This is a genomic window from Streptomyces sp. NPDC096205 (genome assembly GCF_044763135.1).
Lineage (GTDB): Bacteria > Actinomycetota > Actinomycetes > Streptomycetales > Streptomycetaceae > Streptomyces.
Genome location: NZ_JBIWFS010000010.1, coordinates 448,380 through 471,384, shown reverse-complemented (window position 1 = coordinate 471,384; position 23,005 = coordinate 448,380). Strand labels below are relative to the sequence as shown.

General features: G+C 71.0%; 17 protein-coding genes. 8 read left to right on the top strand and 9 right to left on the bottom strand.

The window, feature by feature from the left end; genetic code table 11:
• Positions 1-143: 143 nt before the first annotated feature.
• The 4 genes from ACIQ6Y_RS34050 to ACIQ6Y_RS34035 form a co-directional block, all read right to left on the bottom strand.
• Positions 144-1,751 (bottom strand): RICIN domain-containing protein, encoded by a 1,608-nt coding sequence (locus tag ACIQ6Y_RS34050; RefSeq protein WP_404045140.1) that lies wholly within the window; start codon positions 1,749-1,751, stop codon positions 144-146.
• A 311-nt stretch (positions 1,752-2,062) separates the two neighbouring features.
• Positions 2,063-3,787, bottom strand: coding sequence for an acyl-CoA dehydrogenase family protein (locus ACIQ6Y_RS34045; protein WP_404045095.1), 1,725 nt, complete (start codon positions 3,785-3,787; stop codon positions 2,063-2,065).
• A 69-nt stretch (positions 3,788-3,856) separates the two neighbouring features.
• On the bottom strand, positions 3,857-4,414 hold the full coding sequence (locus tag ACIQ6Y_RS34040) for a PadR family transcriptional regulator (protein WP_404045092.1): 558 nt from the start codon (positions 4,412-4,414) through the stop codon (positions 3,857-3,859).
• Between the two features lie 122 nt (positions 4,415-4,536).
• Positions 4,537-5,178, bottom strand: a complete 642-nt coding sequence (locus ACIQ6Y_RS34035) for a maleylpyruvate isomerase family mycothiol-dependent enzyme (RefSeq protein ID WP_404045090.1) — start codon at positions 5,176-5,178, stop codon at positions 4,537-4,539.
• A gap of 70 nt (positions 5,179-5,248) precedes the next feature.
• On the opposite strand from ACIQ6Y_RS34035, the gene ACIQ6Y_RS34030 reads away from it, so the two are divergent.
• On the top strand, positions 5,249-5,692 hold the full coding sequence (locus ACIQ6Y_RS34030; protein WP_404045087.1) for a MarR family winged helix-turn-helix transcriptional regulator: 444 nt from the start codon (positions 5,249-5,251) through the stop codon (positions 5,690-5,692).
• Here ACIQ6Y_RS34030 and ACIQ6Y_RS34025 read toward each other — a convergent pair.
• Positions 5,673-6,254, bottom strand: coding sequence for a DinB family protein (locus ACIQ6Y_RS34025; protein WP_404045084.1), 582 nt, complete (start codon positions 6,252-6,254; stop codon positions 5,673-5,675). The two genes, ACIQ6Y_RS34030 and ACIQ6Y_RS34025, sit on opposite strands and share 20 nt — an antisense overlap.
• 146 nt (positions 6,255-6,400) lie before the next feature.
• Here ACIQ6Y_RS34025 and ACIQ6Y_RS34020 point away from each other — a divergent pair, with 146 nt between their 5' ends.
• Positions 6,401-7,009 carry an SUKH-4 family immunity protein gene (locus tag ACIQ6Y_RS34020; RefSeq protein WP_404045081.1) on the top strand — a complete coding sequence of 203 codons (609 nt, stop codon included), beginning with the start codon at positions 6,401-6,403 and terminating at the stop codon, positions 7,007-7,009.
• A 24-nt stretch (positions 7,010-7,033) separates the two neighbouring features.
• Here the strand turns inward: ACIQ6Y_RS34020 and ACIQ6Y_RS34015 are convergent, their stop codons facing one another.
• Positions 7,034-8,644 carry a TROVE domain-containing protein gene (locus tag ACIQ6Y_RS34015; RefSeq protein ID WP_404045078.1) on the bottom strand — a complete coding sequence of 537 codons (1,611 nt, stop codon included), beginning with the start codon at positions 8,642-8,644 and terminating at the stop codon, positions 7,034-7,036.
• A 273-nt stretch (positions 8,645-8,917) separates the two neighbouring features.
• Here ACIQ6Y_RS34015 and ACIQ6Y_RS34010 point away from each other — a divergent pair, with 273 nt between their 5' ends.
• The 3 genes from ACIQ6Y_RS34010 to ACIQ6Y_RS34000 all read left to right on the top strand — a co-directional run bounded on the left by ACIQ6Y_RS34010 (position 8,918) and on the right by ACIQ6Y_RS34000 (position 18,272).
• On the top strand, positions 8,918-11,554 hold the full coding sequence (locus ACIQ6Y_RS34010; protein ID WP_404045076.1) for a bifunctional serine/threonine-protein kinase/ABC transporter substrate-binding protein: 2,637 nt from the start codon (positions 8,918-8,920) through the stop codon (positions 11,552-11,554).
• 663 nt (positions 11,555-12,217) lie between these two features.
• Positions 12,218-13,858, top strand: a complete 1,641-nt coding sequence (gene pgm / locus ACIQ6Y_RS34005; protein ID WP_404045074.1) for a phosphoglucomutase (alpha-D-glucose-1,6-bisphosphate-dependent) — start codon at positions 12,218-12,220, stop codon at positions 13,856-13,858.
• Between the two features lie 340 nt (positions 13,859-14,198).
• A complete protein-coding gene (locus tag ACIQ6Y_RS34000; protein WP_404045072.1) occupies positions 14,199-18,272 on the top strand; it encodes an amino acid adenylation domain-containing protein in 4,074 nt (1,357 codons plus the stop codon).
• A gap of 83 nt (positions 18,273-18,355) precedes the next feature.
• Here the strand turns inward: ACIQ6Y_RS34000 and ACIQ6Y_RS33995 are convergent, their stop codons facing one another.
• The gene (locus ACIQ6Y_RS33995) at positions 18,356-19,078 is read right to left on the bottom strand and encodes an alpha/beta hydrolase (RefSeq protein WP_404045070.1); all 723 of its coding nucleotides are present in this window, start codon (positions 19,076-19,078) and stop codon (positions 18,356-18,358) included.
• Positions 19,079-19,365: 287 nt separating this feature from the next.
• Here ACIQ6Y_RS33995 and ACIQ6Y_RS33990 point away from each other — a divergent pair, with 287 nt between their 5' ends.
• The 3 genes from ACIQ6Y_RS33990 (at position 19,366) to ACIQ6Y_RS33980 (ending at position 20,939) form a co-directional block, all read left to right on the top strand.
• Entirely contained in the window at positions 19,366-19,596 is a 231-nt protein-coding gene (locus tag ACIQ6Y_RS33990; RefSeq protein ID WP_404045068.1) for a DUF6479 family protein, read from the top strand.
• A 148-nt stretch (positions 19,597-19,744) separates the two neighbouring features.
• Complete coding sequence (locus tag ACIQ6Y_RS33985; protein WP_404045065.1) at positions 19,745-20,134, top strand: peptidoglycan-binding protein; 390 nt, start codon at positions 19,745-19,747, stop codon at positions 20,132-20,134.
• Positions 20,135-20,144: 10 nt separating this feature from the next.
• Complete coding sequence (locus ACIQ6Y_RS33980; RefSeq protein ID WP_404045063.1) at positions 20,145-20,939, top strand: hypothetical protein; 795 nt, start codon at positions 20,145-20,147, stop codon at positions 20,937-20,939.
• Positions 20,940-21,029: 90 nt separating this feature from the next.
• Here ACIQ6Y_RS33980 and ACIQ6Y_RS33975 read toward each other — a convergent pair whose 3' ends face one another.
• Together ACIQ6Y_RS33975 and ACIQ6Y_RS33970 are read right to left on the bottom strand one after the other, a co-directional pair.
• Positions 21,030-21,773, bottom strand: coding sequence for an esterase/lipase family protein (locus ACIQ6Y_RS33975; protein WP_404045060.1), 744 nt, complete (start codon positions 21,771-21,773; stop codon positions 21,030-21,032).
• A gap of 180 nt (positions 21,774-21,953) precedes the next feature.
• Positions 21,954-22,346, bottom strand: a complete 393-nt coding sequence (locus tag ACIQ6Y_RS33970; protein WP_404045057.1) for a hypothetical protein — start codon at positions 22,344-22,346, stop codon at positions 21,954-21,956.
• Positions 22,347-23,005 lie beyond the last annotated feature (659 nt).

Sequence of the window (23,005 nt, the reverse complement as noted above, 5' to 3'; positions counted from 1 at the left end):
CCTCCGCCTTGCAGCTGCACGCACCAGACCCCGCTCGACCCGGCCAGGAGGCGGAAGCGCCTCGCAGCCGGCCTGATCCAAACGACAGGCCCTAGCCGGACCCGGCGGCGTCCTCCCGGCATACACCGGGAGGACGCCGCGCGTCACACCCGCTCCAGCCGCCAGATCTGCGGCTGGAGCCCGTTGCACGTCCACTGCTGGACATTGGCCCCGGGCTCACGCGAGCCCGCCGCCACGTCCAGACACTGGCCGCTGGAGCGGACGACCAGCCGGTAGTAACCCCGGCCGACGTTCGCCGGCCGCCAGTCCTGGGCTGCCTGCCCGTTGCAGTACCACTGCCGCACGTTCGCGCCCGGCGTCGGGGAGCCGTTCTCCACGTCGAGGCACAGACCGCTGTTCCGCCCGGTCAGCGTGAAGTGGCCGCCGCCATGGGACCGCAGGGTCCACTCCTGCGGGCCGAGCCCGTTGCAGGTCCACTGCTGGACGTTCCCGCCGGGCGCGCGGGAGTCGGCGGCCACGTCCAGGCAGTGCCCGCTGCCCGCGTTGACCAGCCGGTAGAGCCCGCCGTCGACGACTCCGGCGGCGTCACCGCTGCCGGTCAGTGAGCCGCTGCCGAACCAGGCCCGGCACACCGTGCCGTCGAAGTCGGTGGCGACCTGCAGGACGCGGGTGCCGTCGACCGAAGGTAGCAGCGGCGAGCTGTAGTTCTGGCAGTAGTTCACCCCGGGCTCGGGCACGGTCACCGGCGACGGGATCTCGTACCAGGGACCGCTGCCGTTCTCGGTGTTGGCGAGGATCGTCCGGCCGCTGTCCGCGGCGGGGGTGCCGTCGCGGTTGAGCAGGCGCTGCCCGATCAGCAGTATCCGCCCGTTCGGCCCGCCGCCGGGCGCCGGTGCCCAGGCGATGGTCGGTGCGGCTCGGAAGTACTTGCCGTCGACGGTCTCCGGCCGGAACCCGAGGGAGGCCGGGCTGCCCCAGTTCCAGCCGTCGGCGGAGGTGCGGTAGTGCACCACGCACTGGTACTGGCCGCCCGGATTGCAGATCTCGTAGCTCATGAAGTACGTGCCGTTGGGTAGCCGCCGTACCACCGGCATGCCCGGCCGGTCCTCGGACCAGGTGCTCGCGACGGTGTCGTGGTGGCCCTGCCAGTGCACCCCGTCGTAGCTGCGGGCGGCGACGAGCTTCTGGCTGTGCGCCGGGTCCGTCTCGTCCGCGTAATGGCACACGAGAGCGCCGTCGACGGCCACGGAGAACTCCGGTTCCCACAACCCGCCCGTGCCGTTCGCCACCGCGCAGGCCGACAGATAGGACCAGGTGCGCCCCACGTCGTTGCTCCGCCAGATCCGCAGCGCCATACGGCGGTTCTGCTCGTCCTGGCCCACGGAGGAGGCCCAGAGCAGGGTTCCGGCGGGCAACGCGCCCACCTGCCGGGGGAGTTCGAAGAGGGTGGCGCAGCACAGGCCCTGGCCCGCCGCGGACTCGGGATCGGCGATCCGGCCGACCTCGCGGAAACTCGCTCCGGAGTCGGTGCTCTCGTGGATGGCGCCGATGCCGTTGTTGCCGTCGAAGGTGACGACACTGGCGAGGACGCGGCCGTTGGCCGAGCCGTTGTGCGCGAGCCGGACCAGACGTGGGTACAGCGCCGTTCCGTCCCGCAAGGGGGTGCCCGTGGCGGCGGGGGAGAGGCCGTCCGCCGCCGGTACGGCGGGAGCCGGTGGTACGGCGTCGGCGGCGGCCGGGCCGGCGAGCATCAGGCCCAGCGCCGTGACCAGGCCGAACAGTGCGACACGAGCCCGGGGGCGACGCCTGCGGCGTCCGGTGAGGTGTGACAGGCGGAGGATCAACGCGGTCTTCCTTCCTGCGGGGGAGGGGAATCCGTGTCAGGCTAGAGCCGCATGTACATCGATGTAAACCAGCGTGCGCGTGAAGGACGAGTCGATCAACTCCTCTGTCACGGAGTCGAGTTGAGCAGGAGCACCGGAAGCCCTCGGGCGAGTGCGGCGACCGACGTTTCGCCGGCCGCCGCCCTACCCGCAGGCCCTTGCGAGCCCCTGACGAACCGTCAGGGCATCATCTCGTACGCCCCCGACAGCGCCTCGACGCGCTGCCAGACACGCTCCGAACGCGCCCCGTCGACGACCGGACGCCGGACCGCGCCGAGCGCCCAGAGCTGCTGCTCCTCGGTCGCGGAGTCCTTGCCGTGCAGCTCGACGGCGTGCGCGGAGAAGTCGCGCACGAGGACGGCGAACAGCTCGTCGAGCACATCCTCGTCGAGGCCCGACAGCGCCGCCTGCTCCAGGACGAGCTGCCCGTGGACGACGAGCGCGAAGAGCTGCCCCACGGCGAGGAGCAGGTCGAGGTCCCGGCTCTGCTGCTCGTCAGGAGCGGCAGTGCGGACGAACTCGCAGAGCGCGTCGGCCTGTTCGCGGAAGCGGGCGACGTTGGACAGATGGGCGTACGTGTCGAAGGCCGGCCGCCAGTCGTGGAAGCGCACCGAGCCGAGGCCGCGGGCGGGCCCCTGCCGGAAGAGGAAGTCGTCGTCGGCCGCGTCGAGGCGGGTCGGGACGGGCTCGTAGGCGACCGGGTCGAGGAGGTGGTTGCGCATGAACTTGAGGATCAGCGCCAGGTTGACGTGGACGGTGCCCTCCAGCTTCGGCAGGCCGCGGATCTCGACGGCGGCCTGGGCGAAGTAGTTGTCCTTCTCGAAGCCCTTGGCGGCGATGACGTCCCACATCAGGTCGATGACCTTCTCGCCCTCGGTGGTCACCTTCATCTTCGTCATGGGGTTGAAGAGGAGGTAGCGCCGGTCGTCGGGGCCCGCCGTGCGGAAGTAGTCGACGGCGCGGTCGCTGAACAGCTTCATGCCGACGAGCCGGACGTACGCGTCGGTCAACTCCCGCCGCACGTGCGGGAAGGCGGTGACGGGGCGGCCGTAGAGGATGCGGTTCTGGGCGTGAGTGACGGCCTCGTACATCGCGTGCTCGCAGATGCCGATCGAGGCGGTGCACAGGTTGAACTTGCCCACGTTGACGGTGTTGAGGGCGGCGTCGAAAGCGGCGCGGCCGGTGTGCAGGACGTCCTCCGCGGCTACGGGATAGTCCTCCAGGCGGAACTCGCTGACGAACTTCGACGAGTCGACGACATTCTTGACCAGGTGGTACGCCGGGTGGCGGCTGTCGGCGGCGAAGAAGACGTAGCCGTCGGGGCCCTCGACGTCGGTGCGGCGGCCGAAGACGGAGACGAGCCCGGCGGCATTGCCGTTGCCGATGTAGTACTTGGAGCCGGTGGCCCGGAAGCCGCCGTCGCCGTCCGGCTCGAGCAGCATGTCGGTGGAGTAGATGTCGGCGCCGTGGGCCTTCTCGGACAGGCCGAAGGCGAACACCTCGCCCTGGGAGAGGAGTTCGGCCGCTCGGGCGCGGGCGTCGGCGTTGTCGCTCTGCCAGACGGGGCCGAGGCCGAGGATGGTGACCTGCCAGGCGTACCAGTAGTCCAGGCCGTAGAAGCCGAGGATCTCGTTGAGCGCGGCTATGCGGGCGGTGTCCCAGCGCTTGTCGCCCTCGCCTTCTCCGGCTGCGGAGGCGGGCGTGAGGAAGGTCGCGAAGAGGCCCTCCTTCGCGGCGAAGGCGAGGAAGTCACCGAGCCAGGCGCGGGTCCGGTAGTCCTCGATCAGCCGGCGCTTGCCCCGCTCCTCGAACCAGTCGACGGTGGCGCGCAGCAGCCTGCGGGTCTCCGGGTCGAAGTGCGCGGGGTCGTACGTCCGCGGGTTGAAGAGCAGCGCGTCGGCCATGGATGCCGCCTTTCGGCTGAGAGGGGTGAGGGTGGGTCCGGGCACGGTCCCCGGGTCCTGCTCGGCCGGTCAGTGACCGGCGTCGAAGCGGGCGAGTGTGGCGAGGACGTCGTCGAGCCAGGCGATCATCATCCGCTCGTACGCGATTCCGCCGCGCAGCACGACGTGCTGGAGCTCCCGTTCGGCGTCGAGCGGACCGTCCGCCGGGGCTTCCCCGAAGTCGCGTTCCTCGCCCGCGAGGTAGTGGGCGAGGCGGTCCGTGTGCGCCTGCCGGTGCCGCTCGACCTCACGGATCAGACCGGCCGGATCGTCGAAGGCCGCACCGCGGACCTTCACCGCGAGGTCGTGCCGCACACTCTCGGGCTCGGTCGGTTCGTGCAGCCACGCGGACAGCGCGTCCCGCCCGGGCCCGGTGACGGAGTACTCCTTCTTGTCCGGGCGCCCGTACTGCGGGACGTCCCGGACCTCGACCCAGCCCTCGGTCTCCATGCGCTTGAGAACGCGGTAGATCTGCTGGTGCGTGGCGGTCCAGAAATACCCGATGGACCGCTCGAACCGCCGGGCCAGCTCATAGCCGGAGCCCGGCTTCTCCAGCAGGGAGACGAGGATCGCGTGGTCGAGCGCCATGCACCCGATCTTGCTATGCACCTCGTTGCATAGCAAGGGGGGCATGGGTGAGACACGGCTCACCCGGTGGACGTGCGCCCCGGACGGTGTCGGTGGCGTCAAGCGTCCTTCGCGCGGATGTCTCAGCGGTCTGCGCGCGAGGACTTGAGCCGGTCGGCGCCGGCGCCCTGCAGAGCGTCGAGACAAGCCGTGCGTCCGGTCGAGAGCAGCAGCAGAGCCAGTGCGGGCCCGGCGACCTCCGGTCCGTCGCCCACCGTCCAGTCGGTGTCGGTCGCCCGGAGAGTGAAGCCGGCCAGGCGGCGCTCGGCGTGGAACGGCCAGCCCATCGCCCAGACCCGCCGCAGTCCTTCGCGGCTGTGCTCGGCCGGGACGGGAAACTGCCGAGCGAGTGGGAGGGCGATGTCCTGGCTGTGGACGATCGCGTCGAACAACGCGTTGCGCGTGTCCAGCACCTTCGCCGTCCGCCGGGTGCCGGCGTGGGCGCGGATCGCGGCGATCAGGTCTGCCGGATCGCGGTCGCCGTGCCGGCGGGCCAGCACGGTGTTGATCCGGTCGGGGCTGAACCGAGCACGCGGTGCCACCGCGACCATGTCCCAGGTGGTGATCGTAGGGACCAGCGCGAGGTGTCCCGCGACGTCCCGCACACGCCAGCCGCGGCACAACGACTCCTGCTCCCATTCGGCCGGAGCGAGCTCTTCAAGCAGGTCGGCGATCCGCAGTCGGGTCGTGCGCACAGCGGACCAGTAGGGGTTCGAGTCGGCCATGAGGGCCTCCAGAAGTCCGAATCTCGGACCATATTAGTACGAGACTCGGACCTTCTGCAATGATGGAGACATGGCCGACGACGACGCCGACGAGCTCAACCTCGGACTCCTGATGTTCATCCCGTACCGCTTCATGGAGTCGGCCGTGATGGACGCCCTGAAGTCCGCCGGGCATGACATCTCGCTCACTCAGGCACGGGTCTTCCAGCGGATCGGCCCCGAGGGCTCGCGGCTGGCCGAGCTGGCCGAGGCGTCACAGGTCAGCAAGCAGACCATCGGGTCGATCGTCGACCAGCTCGAGCGGGCCGGGTACGTCCGACGCGCCCCCGACCCGCGCGACGCACGAGCCCGGCTCGTCACCATCACCGCCCGCGGCCACGAACTCATCGAGCTGAGCCTGCCCGTCGTCCGCGACATCCAGAGCCGGTGGACGGCCCACCTGGGCCCCGGGCGCACCCGACAGCTCCGACAGGCCCTGGAAGCGCTGCGGGAGATCACCGATCCGCAGCGCTGACCGTTTGGCGCGCTGCGGCTCCGTCCTGCCAGCGGTAGAGGTCGCGCAGCAGGGAAATCTCGGCGCCGTGATGGATCAGCTCCCGGTTGACGTGCAGGACCCTGTTCTCCATGGGAAACCGCTCGGGACCCACCGTGGGCGGATTGTCCAGGTCGGCGTCCGAGAGTTCGCGGACCCCCGTGTTCCATCTCCCATACATCTCATCGAGCTGTTTCAGCGCCTCGTCAGCGGTCCCCGCGTAGGCGAATGTCTCGGAGTCGACCTCCTGGCCGCCGAAGTACCATCCGACCCGATAGCCCAGGCACGAGACGATGATGTGCGCCAGCCGCCAGGCAATCGTGGTCACCGGCGCCGGCACCGGGGCAGGGGACGCGAAGTCCATCGTCCACTCTCCCGAACCCGCCGACATCGGTGCGGCCGACGTGCCACGTGGGCGGATGCTCCAGCAGCCACGCACCGGCTCCCAGAAGTACTCCTCATCGGTAAGACCATCGAGCCGCGGCCGCAGGTTCTTGTGCCAGTACCAGTCCAGCTGCTCCGCGAGTCGCTCACTTCTTGTCATTTCCGCACACTACATACACGCAGACCTGGCTTCGGCCCTCGCGGGCGCCCCGGAGGCTCCTCGATCCACAACGCTATGGTTGTCACCGCTTCCATCCGTGAGAAGGCCACGGCGCCCGTGATGCCGCTGAGTTCGGAGTTCTGGCAGTGCTTTTCGACATCACGCGCGGCGAACTCGCCGACCTGTTCGGCGAGGACCGGATCGTGACCCTGCCCGCCACCGCCTTCCCGCCCGCCGTCGCGGACACCGAGGGCGCCCGCCTCCTGCAGACCGTCGGCGTCCCCACCGGGACGCTCCATCTGCGTGAGCCCGACGAGGACACCGGCCGGCTGTCCCTCGTCCGGGACGTCGTCGACGCGGAGGACTTCGAGGACGCAGCGGAGGACGCGCACGCATGGCCCGTCATCGGCTGGCTGCTCAACGCCCACCTCGCCCTCGACCCCGAATCCGGCAAGGTGCAGGCCTTCGACGCCGACGAGGGGACCGTGCAGGAACTCCACACGGACGTCTCCTCCCTCGTCCAGGTCACCCTCCGGTTCCAGCGCCTGCTGGAGGAGTTCACCTTCAGCGGTGACGAGGAAGCCGACTTCGAGCGCCTGGAGCGCGAGGTCGAGCGTGTCCGGGAAGAGACGAGCGGCATCGACCCGCTCCCCTTCCAGGACGACGAGACGGTCTGGTCGGTGGTCGGCGACGAGATCGCCGCGGGCCAGCGCTTCAAGGGCGACAGCCCAGGAGCCCGCTCGCTCTACGGCTGATCGCCGCATCGCAGCGGAAGCCGCTCAGGGCTGGACATCCACCCCTCCGCACCACGGCCAGGCGGACTCGCGGCCGGCCTCGATGAGGCCGACCATCCGGAACGCGGCGTCCGTGAGGCCTCCGAAGGTGTGCCGGTGGGGGCCGGCAGGGCCGTGGGCGGGCCGATACCCCGCCAGGTTCCACGTGTAGACGGGAACGTCGGCCGGGACCGGTTCGGCCGGGCCGCCACGGCTGTAGGGGGCGGCCTGTTCGTCGGTGACGATCAGGACCCGGTCGTGCCGCCGGTAATGAGCCCGCACCGCCATCGTGGTCTGGGTGCCTCCGAGACTGTGGAACCGTTGCAGCACCTCCAGCACCGGCTCATCCCGCTCGAACGCCACCGCTCTGCTGCTCCAGCCGAACTCCACCAGATCCGCCTGCTCGGCCCGCAGGGCCAACGCGGTGCCGAACACGGCGGCCGCGTCCGCCCGGCTCAGCGTGGACCTCTCGGAGACGGTGTCCCAGAACATGGAGTCGGACCGGTCCACCAGGATCAGCGTCCGGCCCGGCAGCGACGGCACGTTGGCCAGGGAATGCCCCAGCGCCCGTTCCAGCGCGGCAGCCCAGCGCTGCGACGGCGCATGCCGGTGGGCGGCCAGATAGCGGAAGGGGAACTGGCGGGACCGGGCGACCTCAGAGGCGTCCGAGAGCCGTGCGGCAACCTGCTCCGCGACCTCGTCCGAGACTCCCGCCTCGTCGAAGTTCCGCAGGTTCCGCAAAAGCGCCATCGGCCCCATCGTGGGGATCACGGCCTCCCAGACCGCGGCGTCCATCGGTCCGTGCAGCCACCCCGCCAGGGCCTCCCACGTCATCCCGGCCGCGGCCAGCCGCTCGGAGCCGCCCGGCCCGGTCACCACCGCCCGCCGCTCGTCCGCAGGCATCTCCATCAGCGCCCGATGGGCGGTCAGTACGTGGTCGGAGGCCGGTGCGACCGCCCGCTCCGGATGATGACGGCGGTCCAGCGCATAGCGGAAGAGCGGGCCTTGCCAGGGCTTGTCCGGGTCGGGAGAGGCGTGCACCAGGTTGAGCACGTCGCCGAAACGGAAGTTCTTGGAGGCGGTGTCGTACTTGAGCAGGGACCGCGACGTGTACAACCGCCGTACGCCGTCGGCGATGCCCCGCTTCACCGGCTGCGGCACCTGCCGCCCGTACGCGGCGACCCAGTAGGCGAGGAGCTCGCCGGGCTCGTCGGCCCGCTGGAGCACCGAGTCGATCACGGACCGGTTCGACGGACCCGCACATTCCCCGGCATCGAGCCGGGCCCGCACATACGTGGCGGCCCCCACCAGGGACGCCGTCCGCATGTTGCCCTCCCCGCGAAGCCAGCGCAGCAGACCGGCCGTCCATACGGGATCCTGGACCGCGAGTTCACCGACGAGACGCAGGAACCGGCCGTCCCGCTCCTCGCCGCTCTCGTAGAAGGTCCGCTGGGAGACGAAGTTGCCGACCGCGAGGAGGAACAGCTCCTCGCGAGGCTCCCGGACGAAGGCCGGGCCGCCCGCGTAGCCGCGGAGGTCCGGCCAGGCGGGCCCGTGGGGGAGCCGGGGCGGGGGCACGGATCGGGCGGCCGCCGAGACATGCGGGGCCACCAGCATCTCGGACCAGACCTTGGAGACGCGTGGGGTGTGACGAGGCAGTGAATCCCCCTGGATTCAAGGGACGGGACGGCCCCGGTCGAAGGGTCCGACGGGGCGAGAGCGCCGCGCCTGCCGAGATCAAGAGGGCGGCGGCGTCACTTGGTTGTCAAAGGAAGTAGCCGCAGCCGAGCGCATCGGAAGGCGCGGTCGCGACGCCAACGTACAAGGGGCCCCGGGCTGCGTACCAGCGAATTTCGCAGGCTCGCTGTCCGCAGGACCTAGAGTGTGCGCGTGACCGAGCGGAACCCCGAACTCATCGCCGGCCGGTATCAATTGGTCGAACCCATCGGCCAGGGCGGTATGGGCCGAGTCTGGCGTGGCCTGGACCAGCAGCTCTTCGGGCGCGAGGTCGCCGTCAAGGAGGTCCTCTTCCCGCCGGGCATGGACGAGGGCGACCGTGCCACGCTGCTCAGGCGCTTCATGAGCGAGGCCCGCGCGGCGGTCACTCTCAGCCACCCCGGGATCATCACGATCCATGACGTCGCGGAGCACCACGGCGCCCCTGTGATCGTCATGGAGTTCATCCGTGGGCAGTCCCTGGCCGCCGCCATCCGCGAGCAGGGCCGGCTGCCCGTGCAGCGCGTGGCCGAGATCGGCGCCGCCATGCTCGACGCGCTCGCCGAGGCCCACGCGGCGCGGATCGTCCACCGCGACATCAAGCCGGACAACGTCCTTCTGACCAAGGACCGGGTCGTCCTCACCGACTTCGGCATCGCGCACCTCGCGGACGCCACGACCAAGCTGAGCCACAGCGGGATCGTCATCGGCACACCGCAGTACATGCCCCCGGAGCAGTTGGAGGGCAAGCGCCCGACACCCGCCAACGACCTGTGGGCGCTCGGCGCTACCCTGTACCACGCCGTCGAGGGACGGCCGCCGTTCGAGGCGCAGGGGCTGCACGCCCTGGCCGTGGCCGTCTTCACCCGCCCGCACCGGCCGCCGGTCCACGCCGGACCGCTCGCGCCCGCACTGGAGGCGCTGCTCACCAAGGACCCGGAGCAGCGGGTGGGCGCCGCGGAGGCCGCCAGGATGCTGGCGTCGGTACTCCGCTCCTTCCCGGCTCGGTACGAGACGGCCGCCGAGCCGGAGCCGGAGCCGGGACCGGAGCGGGAGCGGGAGCCAGGACCGGGACCGGAGCGGGAGCGGGAGCCAGGACCGGGACCGGAGCGGGAGCGGGAGCCAGGACCGGGACCGGAGCCGGTATCGGGATCGGAAACGGAGCCGGGATCGGAAACGGGACCGGGATCGGAAACGGGACCGGGATCGGAAACGGGACCGGGATCGGAAACGGGATCGGAAATGGAACCGGAACCCGAGCCCGAGCCCGAGCGCGCCCCGGCACCGGACGCCGAAACGGAGCAGGCACCCCCGAGGCCCCGTACGCCGCCCACACCCTCTCCACCCCCTCCGCCCGCGACACCGCGGACGCCCACGGTCCCGGACTCCGGGCCTGCCCCGGCGGCCGACCCCCGACGCCCCGTCCCGGACCGGCCGAGCGGCCCGCCGCCGGCCCCGGTCCCGGTTCCGACCCCCGTCCCCTCGACCGAGGACCTGGTCTCGCTGGGGACGACGGCCGAGGCGGAGAAGGACGAGCAGAAGCCGGTACCGGCACGCGCGCTCACCCGGCGTTCCGTCGTCCTGGGCGCGGCACTGGCCACGCTCGTGGCCGGTTCCGCCCTGACCTGGACTCTCTCCCGTGACGACGAGACACCCCGCGGCGGAGCAGCCGGCAAGGGCGCCGCGGAATCCGCCGTCACGGTCGTGATCGGGGTGGACGCGCCACTGAGCGGCAGCCAGTCCGCGTGGGGCCTCGGCATCCGGAACTCCGCCGACCTGGCGGTGAGGACCGCGAACGAGAAGAGGCACGTCCCCGGGGTGAAGTTCGAGATCAAGGCCCTGGACGACGCGGCCGCCCCTGCCAACGGAGTCCCGAACGCCGCCGACTTCGTGTCCGACGCGAAGGTCCTGGGCGTCGTCGGACCGCTCAACTCCAGCGTGGCCCAGACCCTGGTGGGCCCCCTGGCCCAGGCGGACCTGGTCAACGTCTCACCGAGCAACACCGACCCCGCGCTGACGCTGGGCCCCGACTGGGCCGCGGGCACCAAGGCCCGCCCGTACGGCACCTACTTCCGCACCGTGACCACGGACGTGGACCAGGGGCCGTTCGCCGCCCGACACCTCTACGCCGAGGCCGGGAAGAGCAAGATCTACGTCATCGACGACAAGAGCTCCTACGGCGCCGGCCTCACCTCCGGTTTCACGGCCGAGTTGGAGACCCTCGGCGGAACCGTGGTCGGCGCGGAGCATGTCGACCCCACCCAGCGCGAGTTCCCCGGACTTGCCGGGAAGGTCCGGGCCTCCGGCGCCGAAGCCGTCTTCTTCGGCGGCTACTACGACACCGCCGGCCCGCTCTCCCAGCAGCTCAAGCAGGCCGGCGTCAACGTCCCCCTGATGGGCGGTGACGGCATCTTCGACCAGGAGTTCCTCACGTCCGGCTCGAAGACGGACGGCGACCTCGCCGTCAACATCGGCGTGCCCGCCGAACACCAGGCGGGCGGGGCGGACTTCCTCGCCCGCTACCGCAAGGCCGGGTACCCCGAGGCGGCCGGCTGGTACGGACCGTACGCCTACGACGCCACCTGGACGCTCATCGAGGCCGTGAAGTCCCTCGTGGCGGCCAACGGCGGCACCCTGCCCCGAGACGCCCGCGCCAAGATGCCCCAGGCCGTGTCCCGGCTCGGGTTCGACGGCGTCACGGGCCACGTCGCCTTCGACGCGTACGGCGACACCCGCAACCGGCGCCTGACGGTGTTCTCGGTCGCCGACGGCCGATGGACCACCGTGACCAGCGGCCCGGTCACTCCCTGACGCCCGCCGACCACTCGTCGGGAGCACCTGGCCGCCGCCCAGGCTGAGCCGGTGCGACTCTCAGGCGTGGCCCCGGTCCGCCCGTCGCCGATACCGCTGTCGGTCCGCCCCTCGCCGGTACCGCTGTCGGTCGCGCGAGAAGGGGCCCGGTGCTGCGCGCACCGGACCCCTGCCCCCTGTTCCGTGCCACTCCCTCAGCGGACGCGATCAGTGGCGGAAGCGGTCCTTCGTGCCCTCCTTGGCCGCCCTGGCCTTGCCCCGTGCTTCCAGCGCGGCACCCTTGGCGGCCGTGGTGTTCTTGCCCATCGCGTGGGCCACCTTTCGCACAGCCTTCCCGACAACCTGCTCAGTCGTGGCCTTGGCCTTCTCCCCGGCACTCATGTCGGTCCCTTCGTCAACGCCTCTACGATGCGCCTGCCCCCGACGCCGAAGAGAAAACAGCGGGGGACGGCCGAGGTCGGCCGCCCTGCGCCGATTGTGCCCCCTTGAGCGGCGCTGGTTCGGCTCGCCGCAAGGCCGGACGGGCAAACCACCTCGCGGCAACTTGAGGTTGTCGTCACGTACAAGGATCAGCGACACACGGACGGGCCGGGAGCGGGGAAGAATGAGGGCCGTGATCAACGGTCGACGAACGGTCGACGACCTTTGCGGAGGAGCGAGGATATGCAGGAAGCACGAGCTGGGCAGGTTGCCGGGCCCGGGGATCTCGTCGATGTGGCCCGCCTGGTCACGGCGTACTACGCGCTGCACCCCGACCCGGCCGAGCCCGGGCAGCGGGTGGCGTTCGGTACGTCCGGGCACCGCGGCTCGTCCCTTGTCGCGGCCTTCAACGAGGACCACATCGCCGCGACCAGCCAGGCCATCTGCGAGTACCGCGCCGCCCAGGGCACCGACGGCCCCCTCTTCCTCGGCGCCGACACACACGCCCTGTCCGAGCCCGCGCGGATCACTGCCCTGGAGGTGTTCGCCGCCAACGACGTGACCGTGCTCATCGACCAGGCCGACGGCTACACGCCCACCCCTGCCGTGTCGCACGCCATCCTCACGTACAACCGCGGCCGCACGTCCGCCCTCGCCGACGGCGTGGTGGTCACCCCCTCGCACAACCCGCCCGCCGACGGCGGCTTCAAGTACAACCCGCCCCATGGCGGCCCGGCCGGCTCCGAGGCGACCTCCTGGATCCAGGACCGCGCCAACGAGATCATCACGGGCGGTCTGAAGGACGTACGGCGCATCCCGTACAGCCGCGCCCTGGCCGCGCCCGGCACCGGCCGCCACGACTTCCTCGGCGCCTACGTGGCCGATCTGCCGAACGTGCTGGACCTGGACGCGATCCGGGCCGCCGGCGTGCGGATCGGTGCCGACCCGCTCGGCGGCGCCTCCGTCGCCTACTGGGGCCGCATCGCCGAACAGCACCGGCTCGATCTGACGGTCGTCAACCCGCTCACCGACCCCACCTGGCGCTTCATGACGCTGGACTGGGACGGCAAGATCCGCATGGACTGCTCCTCGCCGTACGCCATGGCCTCGCTCATCGAGCAGCGCGACCGGTTCGACATCGCCACCGGCAACGACGCCGACGCCGACCGGCACGGCATCGTCACCCCGGACGGGGGACTGATGAACCCCAACCACTATCTGGCCGTGGCGATCTCGTACCTGTTCTCGCACCGGGAGCAGTGGCCCGCGGGCGCCGGGATCGGCAAGACGCTGGTGTCGTCCAGCATGATCGACCGCGTGGCGGCGGACGTCGGCCGGCCGCTGGTGGAAGTCCCGGTGGGCTTCAAGTGGTTCGTGGACGGCCTGTCCGGCGGAACGCTCGGCTTCGGCGGCGAGGAGTCGGCTGGCGCGTCGTTCCTGCGCCGCGACGGATCGGTGTGGACCACCGACAAGGACGGCATCACCCTGGCGCTGCTCGCCTCCGAGATCGCGGCCGTCACCGGCAAGACGCCCTCCGAGCACTATGCGCAGTTCACCGACCGCTTCGGTGCTCCCGCCTACGCCCGCGTCGACGCGCCCGCCTCCCGCGAGGAGAAGGCACTGCTCGCCAAGCTGTCTCCGCGTCAGGTCACCGCCGACACCCTCGCCGGGGAACCGGTCACCGCGGTGCTCACCGAAGCCCCCGGCAACGGCGCGGCCCTCGGCGGCATCAAGGTCACCACCGCCAACGCCTGGTTCGCGGCCCGTCCTTCAGGCACCGAGGACGTCTACAAGATCTACGCGGAGTCCTTCCGCGGCCAGGACCATCTGCACCAGGTGCAGGAGGAGGCCAAGTCCGTGGTCCTCGCGGCGCTGGGCGCCTGACACGGACAGGGCGAACCCGGCCAGGGGCTGTCCGAAGCCCGATCGGCGCGTGGGACGCAGCCGGAAGCCCCGATCGGCGCGCGGGACACAGCCGGAAATCCGATGATGGGACCGGTGAACCCGCGCGCCTCGCGGCAGCCGCGCAGGGGCGTCTTCACGCAAACGGATGAATGCACATCGTTTCTGCCCTCTCGCGCACCCCACGTCTTCCTAACGTGATGACCGAGCGGGCCCGCAGGGGCCGCCCGGGTGCGAGGGCAACGGCTGCACGGCCGCAACGCGCGTCGCTCTCCGACGCCGGGCCGATCGCCCTGCGCATTCTCCTGAGGAGTCGACGAGCATGGACCAGCAGCCTGGCAGCCGTGGTAGGCGTTTGCCCCTGACCACAGCGCAGACCGGGATGTGGTTCGCCCAGCAACTGGACGCGGGAAACCCGATCTACCGCGCCGCCGAGTACGTCGACATCCACGGCCCGGTCGACCTGAACCTGCTCAGAGCCGCGCTGCGCCGGGCCGTCGCCGACACGGAGGCGCTGCAGGTCCACTTCGAGACGGACGACGAGGGCGAGGTGTGGCAGGTCGTCGACGCCTCGTCACCGTGGCCGCTGCCGGTGGTGGACCTGAGGCAACCGGAAGGAGCGGACGGACAGCCTCCGCACAGCGGGCCGGACGCGTGGGAGCAGGCGCGCCGCTGGATGTGGGCCGACCTGCGCCGCCCTGGCGACGACGACCTGCGGCGCTTCCCGCTCTTCAGCTTCGCGGTGCTGTTGCTGCCCGACGACCACTGCCTGCTGTACCTGCGCGTCCACCACATCGCTCTCGACGGCTACGGCTTCTCGCTGTTCATCCGGCGCGTAGCCGACGTCTACACCGCCCTCGCGGCGGGCGAGCCGTGCCCTGCCAGCCCGTTCGGGTCGCTCGCGGAGCTCGTGGCCGACGAGAGCGAGTACCAGGCGTCCGAGCGCTTCACCCGCGACCGTGCGTACTGGGCGGACCAACTGGCCGCTCGTCCCGCCGCCGGCAGCGCCGCCGAGGGGCACGTCCTGGTCCCGCACCGCTTCGTACGCGCAACCGGCCATGTGCCCGCGCCGGTCGCCGACCGGCTGCGGGCGCTGGCCCGGCGGTCGCGCTCGGGCTTGCCGGCCGTGGCCATGGCCGCGATGGCCCTCTACGTCCACCGGCTGAGCGGCACGTCCGACGTGATGCTCGATCTGACCGTGACCGGCCGCGTCGGCGCCGTGGCCCGCAACGTGCCCTCCATGGTGGTCAACGTCCTGCCGCTTCAGCTCGAACTGGAGCCGGCCACGACCGTGGCCGACCTCGTACGGCAGACCTCCGAGCGGGCCCGCGGCCTGCTGCGCCACCAGCGCTACCCCTTGCCGATGCTCGTCCGCGACCTCGGCGTGGTGCAGCACACGGGCGGTTACCTGGCCGACTGGGGCATCAACATCATGGGATACGACCCGCAGTTGTCCTTCGGGCAGCACACGGCCACTCTGCACAACCTCTCCAACGGCCCGGTCACCGGCCTGGGTTGCAACGTCTATGAGCGTGCCGCCGACGGTTCGCTGCGCATCGACTTCAACGCCGACCCCGACCTGTACGACGCCGAGACCACCGCCGGCCACCTGCGCCGCTTCCTCGGTCTGCTGGACACCCTCGCCGACACGGATCCCCAGGTGCCCGTCGACCGCGTCGAGGTGCTGCTGGAGGCCGAGCGCCGCCTGGTCACCGCCGAGTGGAACGGCAGGGCCGGCCTGGTCGAGACCCGACCGCTGCCGGAGCTGTTCGAGGAACAGACCCGCCGTACGCCCGACGCCACCGCCCTGGTCTGCGGCGCGACCACGCTCACCTACGAGCAGCTCAACGCCCGCGCCAACAGGCTGGCCCATGAACTGATCGCCCGCGGCGCCGGCCCCGAGACCTACGTGGCCCTGGCCCTGCCCCGTACCGCCGAGTACATCGTCGCCCTGCTGGCCGTCCTCAAGTCCGGCGCGGCGAGCGTACCCATCGACCCGGACCTGCCCGCAGAGCGGATCCGCCACCTCCTGGACGACACCCGCCCGCGGTGCGTGCTCACCGCCACCGCCGTCGCCCGAAGGCTGCCGCCCACCGCTCCGGCAGTGCCCCTGGACGCCCCGGCCGTGTGCCGGTCGCTCGCCCGCCGCCCGGACACCGACCCGCGCGACACCGACCGTACGGCCCCGCTCACCCCCGACAACGCGGCCTACGTCAGCTACACCTCCGGCTCCACCGGCCGCCCCAAAGGCGTCGTCGTCGAACACCGTCAGCTGTCCCACCTCTACGGCGGCCACCGGACCGAGCTCATCGACCCGGAGGCCACCGCGGCCGGGCGCCGACTGAAGACCGCACTGACCGCCGCCTTCTCCTTCGACACCTTCTGGGAAGGCCCGCTCTTCCTCACCGCCGGCCACGAACTGCACCTCATCGAGGACGCGGTGCGGCTCGACCCGGCCGCCCTGGCCGACCACGTCCACCACCACCGCATCGACTTCCTCGACCTGACCCCCACGTATCTCCACCAGCTCCTGGCCGCCGGGTTGCTGAACGAGTCGACGGACAGCCGTCCGCCCGCCCCACGGCACCGGCCGCGGATCCTGATGGTCGGCGGTGAGCCCCTCGACGCCGGCCTGTGGCAGACCCTGCGGGCCCAGACCGCCACACGCGCCTACAACTACTACGGGCCGACGGAATGCACCGTCGACGCGATCTCCTGCTGCCTCGCCGACCGCGACGCCACCCCCGTCATCGGCCGCCCCGGCCCGGGCATCCAGGCGTACGTCCTCGACAACGCCCGGCGCCCGGTGCCCCCCGGTGTCCCCGGCGAGCTGTACCTGGCCGGCAACCAGCTGGCCCGCGGCTACCTCAACCAGCCGGAGCTCACCGCCGAACGGTTCCTGCCCAATCCCTTCGGGCCCGCGGGTACGCGCATGTACCGCACCGGCGACCTGGTGCGCTGGACGGCCGACGGAGTCCTGGAACACCTGGGCCGCACCGATGCCCAGATCAAGCTTCGAGGCTTCCGTATCGAACCCGGCGAGATCGCGGCCGTCCTGGCCCGCCATCCGGACGTCGCCCACGCCGAGGTGACCAAGCGGGAGGACGCTCCCGGTGATCCACGGCTGACCGCGTATGTGGTCCCCTCCGCGCGCCCCACCCCCGAGCATCCGGTGGACGCCACCGCGCTGCGCATCTGGGCCGCCGACCATCTCCCCGCCTACATGGTCCCCAGCGCCTTCGTCTCCCTCTCCCGACTGCCGCTGACCGCGAACGGCAAGCTGGACCGCGCCGCCCTCCCGGCCCCCTCCACCCCCGCGCGCCCCGAGGGCCGGCCCCCCGGCAACCCCGAGGAGAAGCTTCTGTGTGCCCTGTTCGCCGAAGTGCTGAACACCTCGCACGTGGGCGTGGACGACAACTTCTTCGCCCTCGGCGGCCACTCCCTCCTCGCCGCCAAACTCCTCAGCCGCATCCGCGCCACGCTGGACACCCAACTGTCCATCCGCGCGCTCTTCGAGGCCCCGACGGTCGCGGGCCTGGCCCGGCTGATGGCCACCGGCACCCACGGTGACGGCTTCGACATGCTGCTGCCCCTGCGCACCCAGGGAAGCCGGCCACCGCTGTTCTGCATCCACCCCTCCGGCGGCCTGAGCTGGTGCTACGCGGGGCTGCTCCGCCATCTGCCCGCGGACCTTCCGGTGTACGGGCTGCAAGCTCGCGGACTGGCCCACTCCGCCACCTTGCCCACCACCTTCGAAGAGATGGTCACCGAATACGTCGCCCAGATCCGCGGCGTCCAGCCCACCGGCCCCTATCACCTGCTGGGCTGGTCCCTCGGCGGCGCGCTCGCCCACGCCACCGGCGCACTGCTGCGGGACCAGGGCGAACGAGTGGACCTGCTCACCATGCTCGACTCCCGCCCCATCGACGCCCTCAACACCACCCTCCGAGCGCCGACCGAGACCGACACACTCGCCCTGCTGCTGGAGGCAGCGGGCCACGACCCGACCCGCTTCAAGCCCCCGCTGACCGTCCCAGGCGTCGCCGCGGCCCTGCGCGAGAACGCCGGCAGCAACACCCTGCTGGCCGCGATGACGGACCACCCCGCACTGGACGAAGCCCACCTCACCTCCATCACCGAGACGTTCACCAACTTCGCCAAGCTCCTCCCCACCTTCGTGGAACGCGTCTTCGACGGCGACCTGCTCTACTTCCACGCCACCGACGGAAAACCGGAACACGCCCCCACCGGCGAAACCTGGCGCCGCCTGGTGACCGGCCGCATCGACACCCGCGACATCCCCTGCACCCATCACGCCATGACCCAGCCGGCACCGCTGGCGCGCATCGGCCGGGAGGTCTCCGCGCGTCTGGACCTCGTCCATGGGGGCATCTGAGTCGGCATGTCCGTGCCGCCCCGATCGGCCGGTACCGACACGATCGGGGCGGTGGAGTGCGTCTGCCCGACGGCCCAGGGGCCCTACCTCAGGTGCCGGTCGTAGAACCGGCCCCCGTCCTCCACCTCGAACCACGGCGTTCCGGTGTGCCCGCCCAGATTGGCGTGCAGCGTCTTCTCCTTGCTGCCGAAGGCGTCGAACAGGTCCAGGGCCCGTTGCCGGGGGTTGCCTTCGTCGTCCCACTGCAGCAGGAACAGCAGCGGAACGGTGACCTGCCGGGCCTCCTCGCGCTGGGCGCGGGGCACATAGCCCCCGGCGAAGAAGGCGGCGGCCGCGATACGCGGCTCCACCACCGCCAGCCGAATGCCGACGGCGGTCCACCCCGAGTACCCGACCGGCCCGCCGATCTCGGGCAGCGAGAGCAGGGCATCCAGAGTGGTCCGCCAGTCCGGGACCGCCTTTTCGACCAGCGGGCCGATGAACGACTCGAAGACCTCATCGCCCCGCTCGCCGGCCTGCATCGCCCGGCGGAAGTCGGCGCGGGCCTGCTCCTCGACGGCGGTACGGGGCCGGTCACCGCACCCGGCGGCGTCGATGGCGGCGACCGCGTAGCCGTACGACGCGGTGATCCGGGCCCGGGCCACCAGCCGGGCATCCGCCTTGGGCAGGGCGTTGTTGTGGGCCATCAGGATCAGCGGGACCGGTGCGGCGGATTCAGGCGCCCACAGGGTGCCGGGGATCTCGCCGAGGGTGAATTCGCGTTCGACGACGCCGTCGTCGAGGCGCTGCTCGGAAGTGAATCGCATGGTCGTGCCTTTCGGGAGTGCTCAGAGCGGCGCTCCCGGACGACCTATCGCCCGACCGTGACCCCGGAGGGGAGCACCCATGTCGATACTGTGTTCACGGGTACCACCTCCTTGTTCTCTCGCACGGCCTCCGGAACCGTAGCAGTGGTCGCCGTGGCCACCAACGGGTTTTCGCGGAGGCTCAGCGGTCGGACACGGCGCGCCGCCGACGTGCCGGACCAGGAGACCTGTTCGGCTGAACGGGTCACATCGGGGGTGAGTCCGCCCTGGTGGGGAACGCGCTCCCCATGAATGAACTCCTGCCTCTGGCCGCGTCCGGGTCCCCGTCGTTGTTTCTGATCGTCGTCGGCGTCGTGCTCGTCCTGATGATCCTGGGTGCGTTCTGGTGGGGATCGCGCCGTGCGGCCCGACGCCAGTCGCCCGGCCCTGCCGGGCCGACCGTCCAGCCCCCGGCCGCCGCGAGCCGTGAGGACTCCTGGGACACACCGGGCGGCGAGTCCGACCACCGGCATCCCTGACCACCCCGGCAGAGCGAGAGCGTCGCGACCGGTGTGCTCCGCCCGTGGGAACCCGGGCGGCATCCCCGGGCGTGGGCCCCGATGTACGGACGGTCGCGCTGCCATCGTGGGTGGAGGACGCCCAGCCGAGCCTGTGTGGAGGCCGCCCATGCCCATCAGTCAGTCGGTAGGCCGCAATGGCGCGAATCTGCGGCGTGAAGTGCAGTACGTCCAAGCGCTGCTCAACATCTTCCGTGCCGAGCACGGGCAGACCGCGCTGGACCTCGACGGACTCGTGGGGCCCAAGACGATCGGGGCGATCGAGGAGTTCCAGACCGCCGTGACCGGGGTCGTCGACGGGCGGGTCGATCCCGGAGCGCAGGCGATCACGGCGCTCGAGGCGCAGACGGCGGCGGTGCTGGACGAGCTGCGCACCGTGACCATGTTCGCACTGCTGCTCTCGCACCGGCCGGTCGAGGAGGAGCCGCCGGTCGAGGCGGACCCGGTGCTGGACGATGCCGAGCTGCGCACCCTCGTCCAGTCGATCTTCGCGGAGTAGGAGCGCAGCTGTGGACCCGACCGAAGAACTCATCCTGGAGCTTTCCCAGGCCCTTCTCGCGCTCTTCAACTCCTCACGCGGCGCGATGCACGGCATCTACCAGGGGTCGCACGAGGCCGCCCTGTTCGAAGCGCAGGGCGGCGTCATCGGCCCGGGCGGCTTCAACCACCTCGGGGACGTGCTGAACACCGCCCGCAACATCCAGGGCAACCGGGACGCGGCCGAGCTGGCACTGAACCGTCTGCAGGGCGTCGAACCCGCGCTCGGCGTGCGCGTACGCAGCCTGTGCGACCCGATCCTGAAGCTCGCGGACGACTACCTGAGGATCGCGCGGGAGACGAACAACGCGGCGACCGTACTGCGGCAGACCGATCCCACCCGCCTGCAGGGGGTCGTGCTCGGGCAGGGCGGCCTCGGTCCTGAGATCGGCCGCACCGAGCAGGCCCTCGTCACCAACCAGATGAACGCCATGTCCGCGCAGCTCACCGCACGGGGCATCGAGCCACGACTGATCCCCTCCACCCAGTCCGCGCTCCAGTCGGTGCTCACCTCCATCAGGCAGCTGCCTCTCAACGGCCGTGACGCCGCAGCGAAGTTGGCCGGAGCGCTCAGCGCCATGCGCGTACTGATCAGCCAGACCGCCGTACGGGCCGGGATCATCGGCCGGGCCAGACTCACCGCCGCGCTGCTCGGCATCGAGACGGCCCTGGTCGAGTTCGGCGCCCGCCTGACCACGCCGATCCTCCTCATCGACCGCCGCCTGCTCCACCAGCTCATGGGCGTCCCGCACGTCGACGGCGCGTGACGCTCGTTGAGGGACGCGCCACAGGCCTGTGCTCCGTCCCCGGCAACGGCATGACGGGGACGGAGCACAGGTTCGACCGCCGCGCGGCGGTCAGGAAGCGATGAAGCGGGCGATCTGACCGAGCACGACCGTGTCCGCGAGGAACCCGATGTGTGTCTGGCAGACCACGTTGTTGTTCGTCGCGCCGTCCAGCCGGGTGCTGGTGTACGGGATGATGATGCCGTCGCACGCCGAGTACCACGTGGCGTACCTGGTGGCACCCGGGGTCTCGTCGCCCGAGCTGATCTGCGCGATGAACGAGGACCCCGGGTACATCTGCTGGCAGGTCGTGTAGATCAGACAGGCACCGGCGTACGTGGTCCCGTGGTTCGCGCCGGCGATCGAGGCGAGGTGGCTGACGCTGGTGTTGCCGCCCAGCACCTTCAGGTAGTACTGGCTGACGAGGCCGCCCATCGAGTGGTTGACGATCGCGACCTTGCTCGCGCCCGTCCGCGCCTTCACGCCGTTGACGAAGGCGGCGAGACCCTGGGCGTTGGTGACGTTGTTGCCGTACGAGTCGTACTCGTAGGCGAAGAGGTCAGAACTGGACCAGCCGTTGAGCCGGAAGACACTCATGGCGGTGACCCAGTTGGACGCGTTGCCGGTGTACCCATGGACGAAGACGACCGGCGTTCTGGTCGACAGCGGTTGGGCGTCCTCATGAGCCGACTGCGTGACGGAGGCAGTCGAGACGGACGCGGTCGCACCGGCCGTCGGAGCCGAGGTGAACAGGGTGAACGCGACCGTGCCGGCCGCGAGAACGCCGAAGAGTCGGCGCGCTGAACGACGACGCATGAGCCCTCCCGAGAAGGATGCGGGTGCCTGACCCGCCCAGAGTCACGGCGCGGGACGCCCCCGCCATCAGCGAAATCACCAGTGCGTCGCCCTTCTCGGGTCAGGGCTGATGAGGACCTTCAGGCTCTTGCAGGACGATCGCGAGCAGCAGGAGGGCGGCGCCTGCGGCGGCGGTGACCGTCACCGTGTGGGGGCGGCGGTCGCCCAGACGGCCGCCGACGAGCGAGCCGACGAGGGCGCCGAGGCTGAAGCCGACGAGGACCAGCGGCGGCCAGGACGCCCCCGGTGGTGGTGGCGCAGGCGGCCGGAGCGCAGCGCGGTCTGCTCGGAGCGGACCGACCCCGTGTGCTGGGCCGGGCCGTCGTGCGGGACGGTACGGGCGATCAGCGGGACGGCCGCGGCGGCCAGGGCTGCCAGGGCCCAGAACGGGCCGCGCCGGCCCATGAGCTGCCCGGCGAGCGCGCCCATCGGCACGCCGACGACGTTCGCGAGCATGGCGCCGGCCCCGATGAGACCAAGGACACGGGCGCTCGCGGCCGGGCCCGCGGCGCGGGTGGCCGCCACGTTGGCCACGGCCGGGTCAGCCGAGTCGGCAGCCTCAGCGTGAGCATCGCCGTCAACGGCGCGCCGACGATCATTCCGACGGCGAAGACGGTGATCAGAAGCCCGGTCCGGGCGACGCTGACCTGCAGGTCTCCCGCGATCTCGGGCAGCAGGCCGGCCACGACGCCTGCCGGGGCTGCTCGGCCCGTGCCCCGGCGGGGGCGCGGAGGGTTTCTCCTCGCGTACTCAAGGTTCATCTCCGTGGGGTCGTGATCGGGGTACGTGTCCCAGGAGACCGGCATCTGCGCAGGTGAGACGGTGGTGTTTATACGATCGGGCCCTTCGCGAGCTGATCGGTGAGCTGTCCACGCTGCGCTCTCTCGGGAGTCCAAGATCAGGGGCCTTGACGGCTGTGACTCCAGCCACTAACTTGCGCTAGAAGCGTAGCTATCGAAGGGAGGCGACCAGCAGATGTACACCAGCTCTGATCTGGGTCGCCTCGCCCGCCGCACGGCCTGGGTGCCGGGGCGGATCGCGCACGGCTGCTGAGCGCGCCGTTCTGAGGTGCCGCTCGTGGCACATTTCGGGTTTCCCGTCATCATCATTTCCCGGCACGTCGCTGTCGCGTGTCTTTTGCGCCCGCTCCCTGTGAAGCGGCGTGTCTGAACACAGAAAGCTGCCTGAAAATT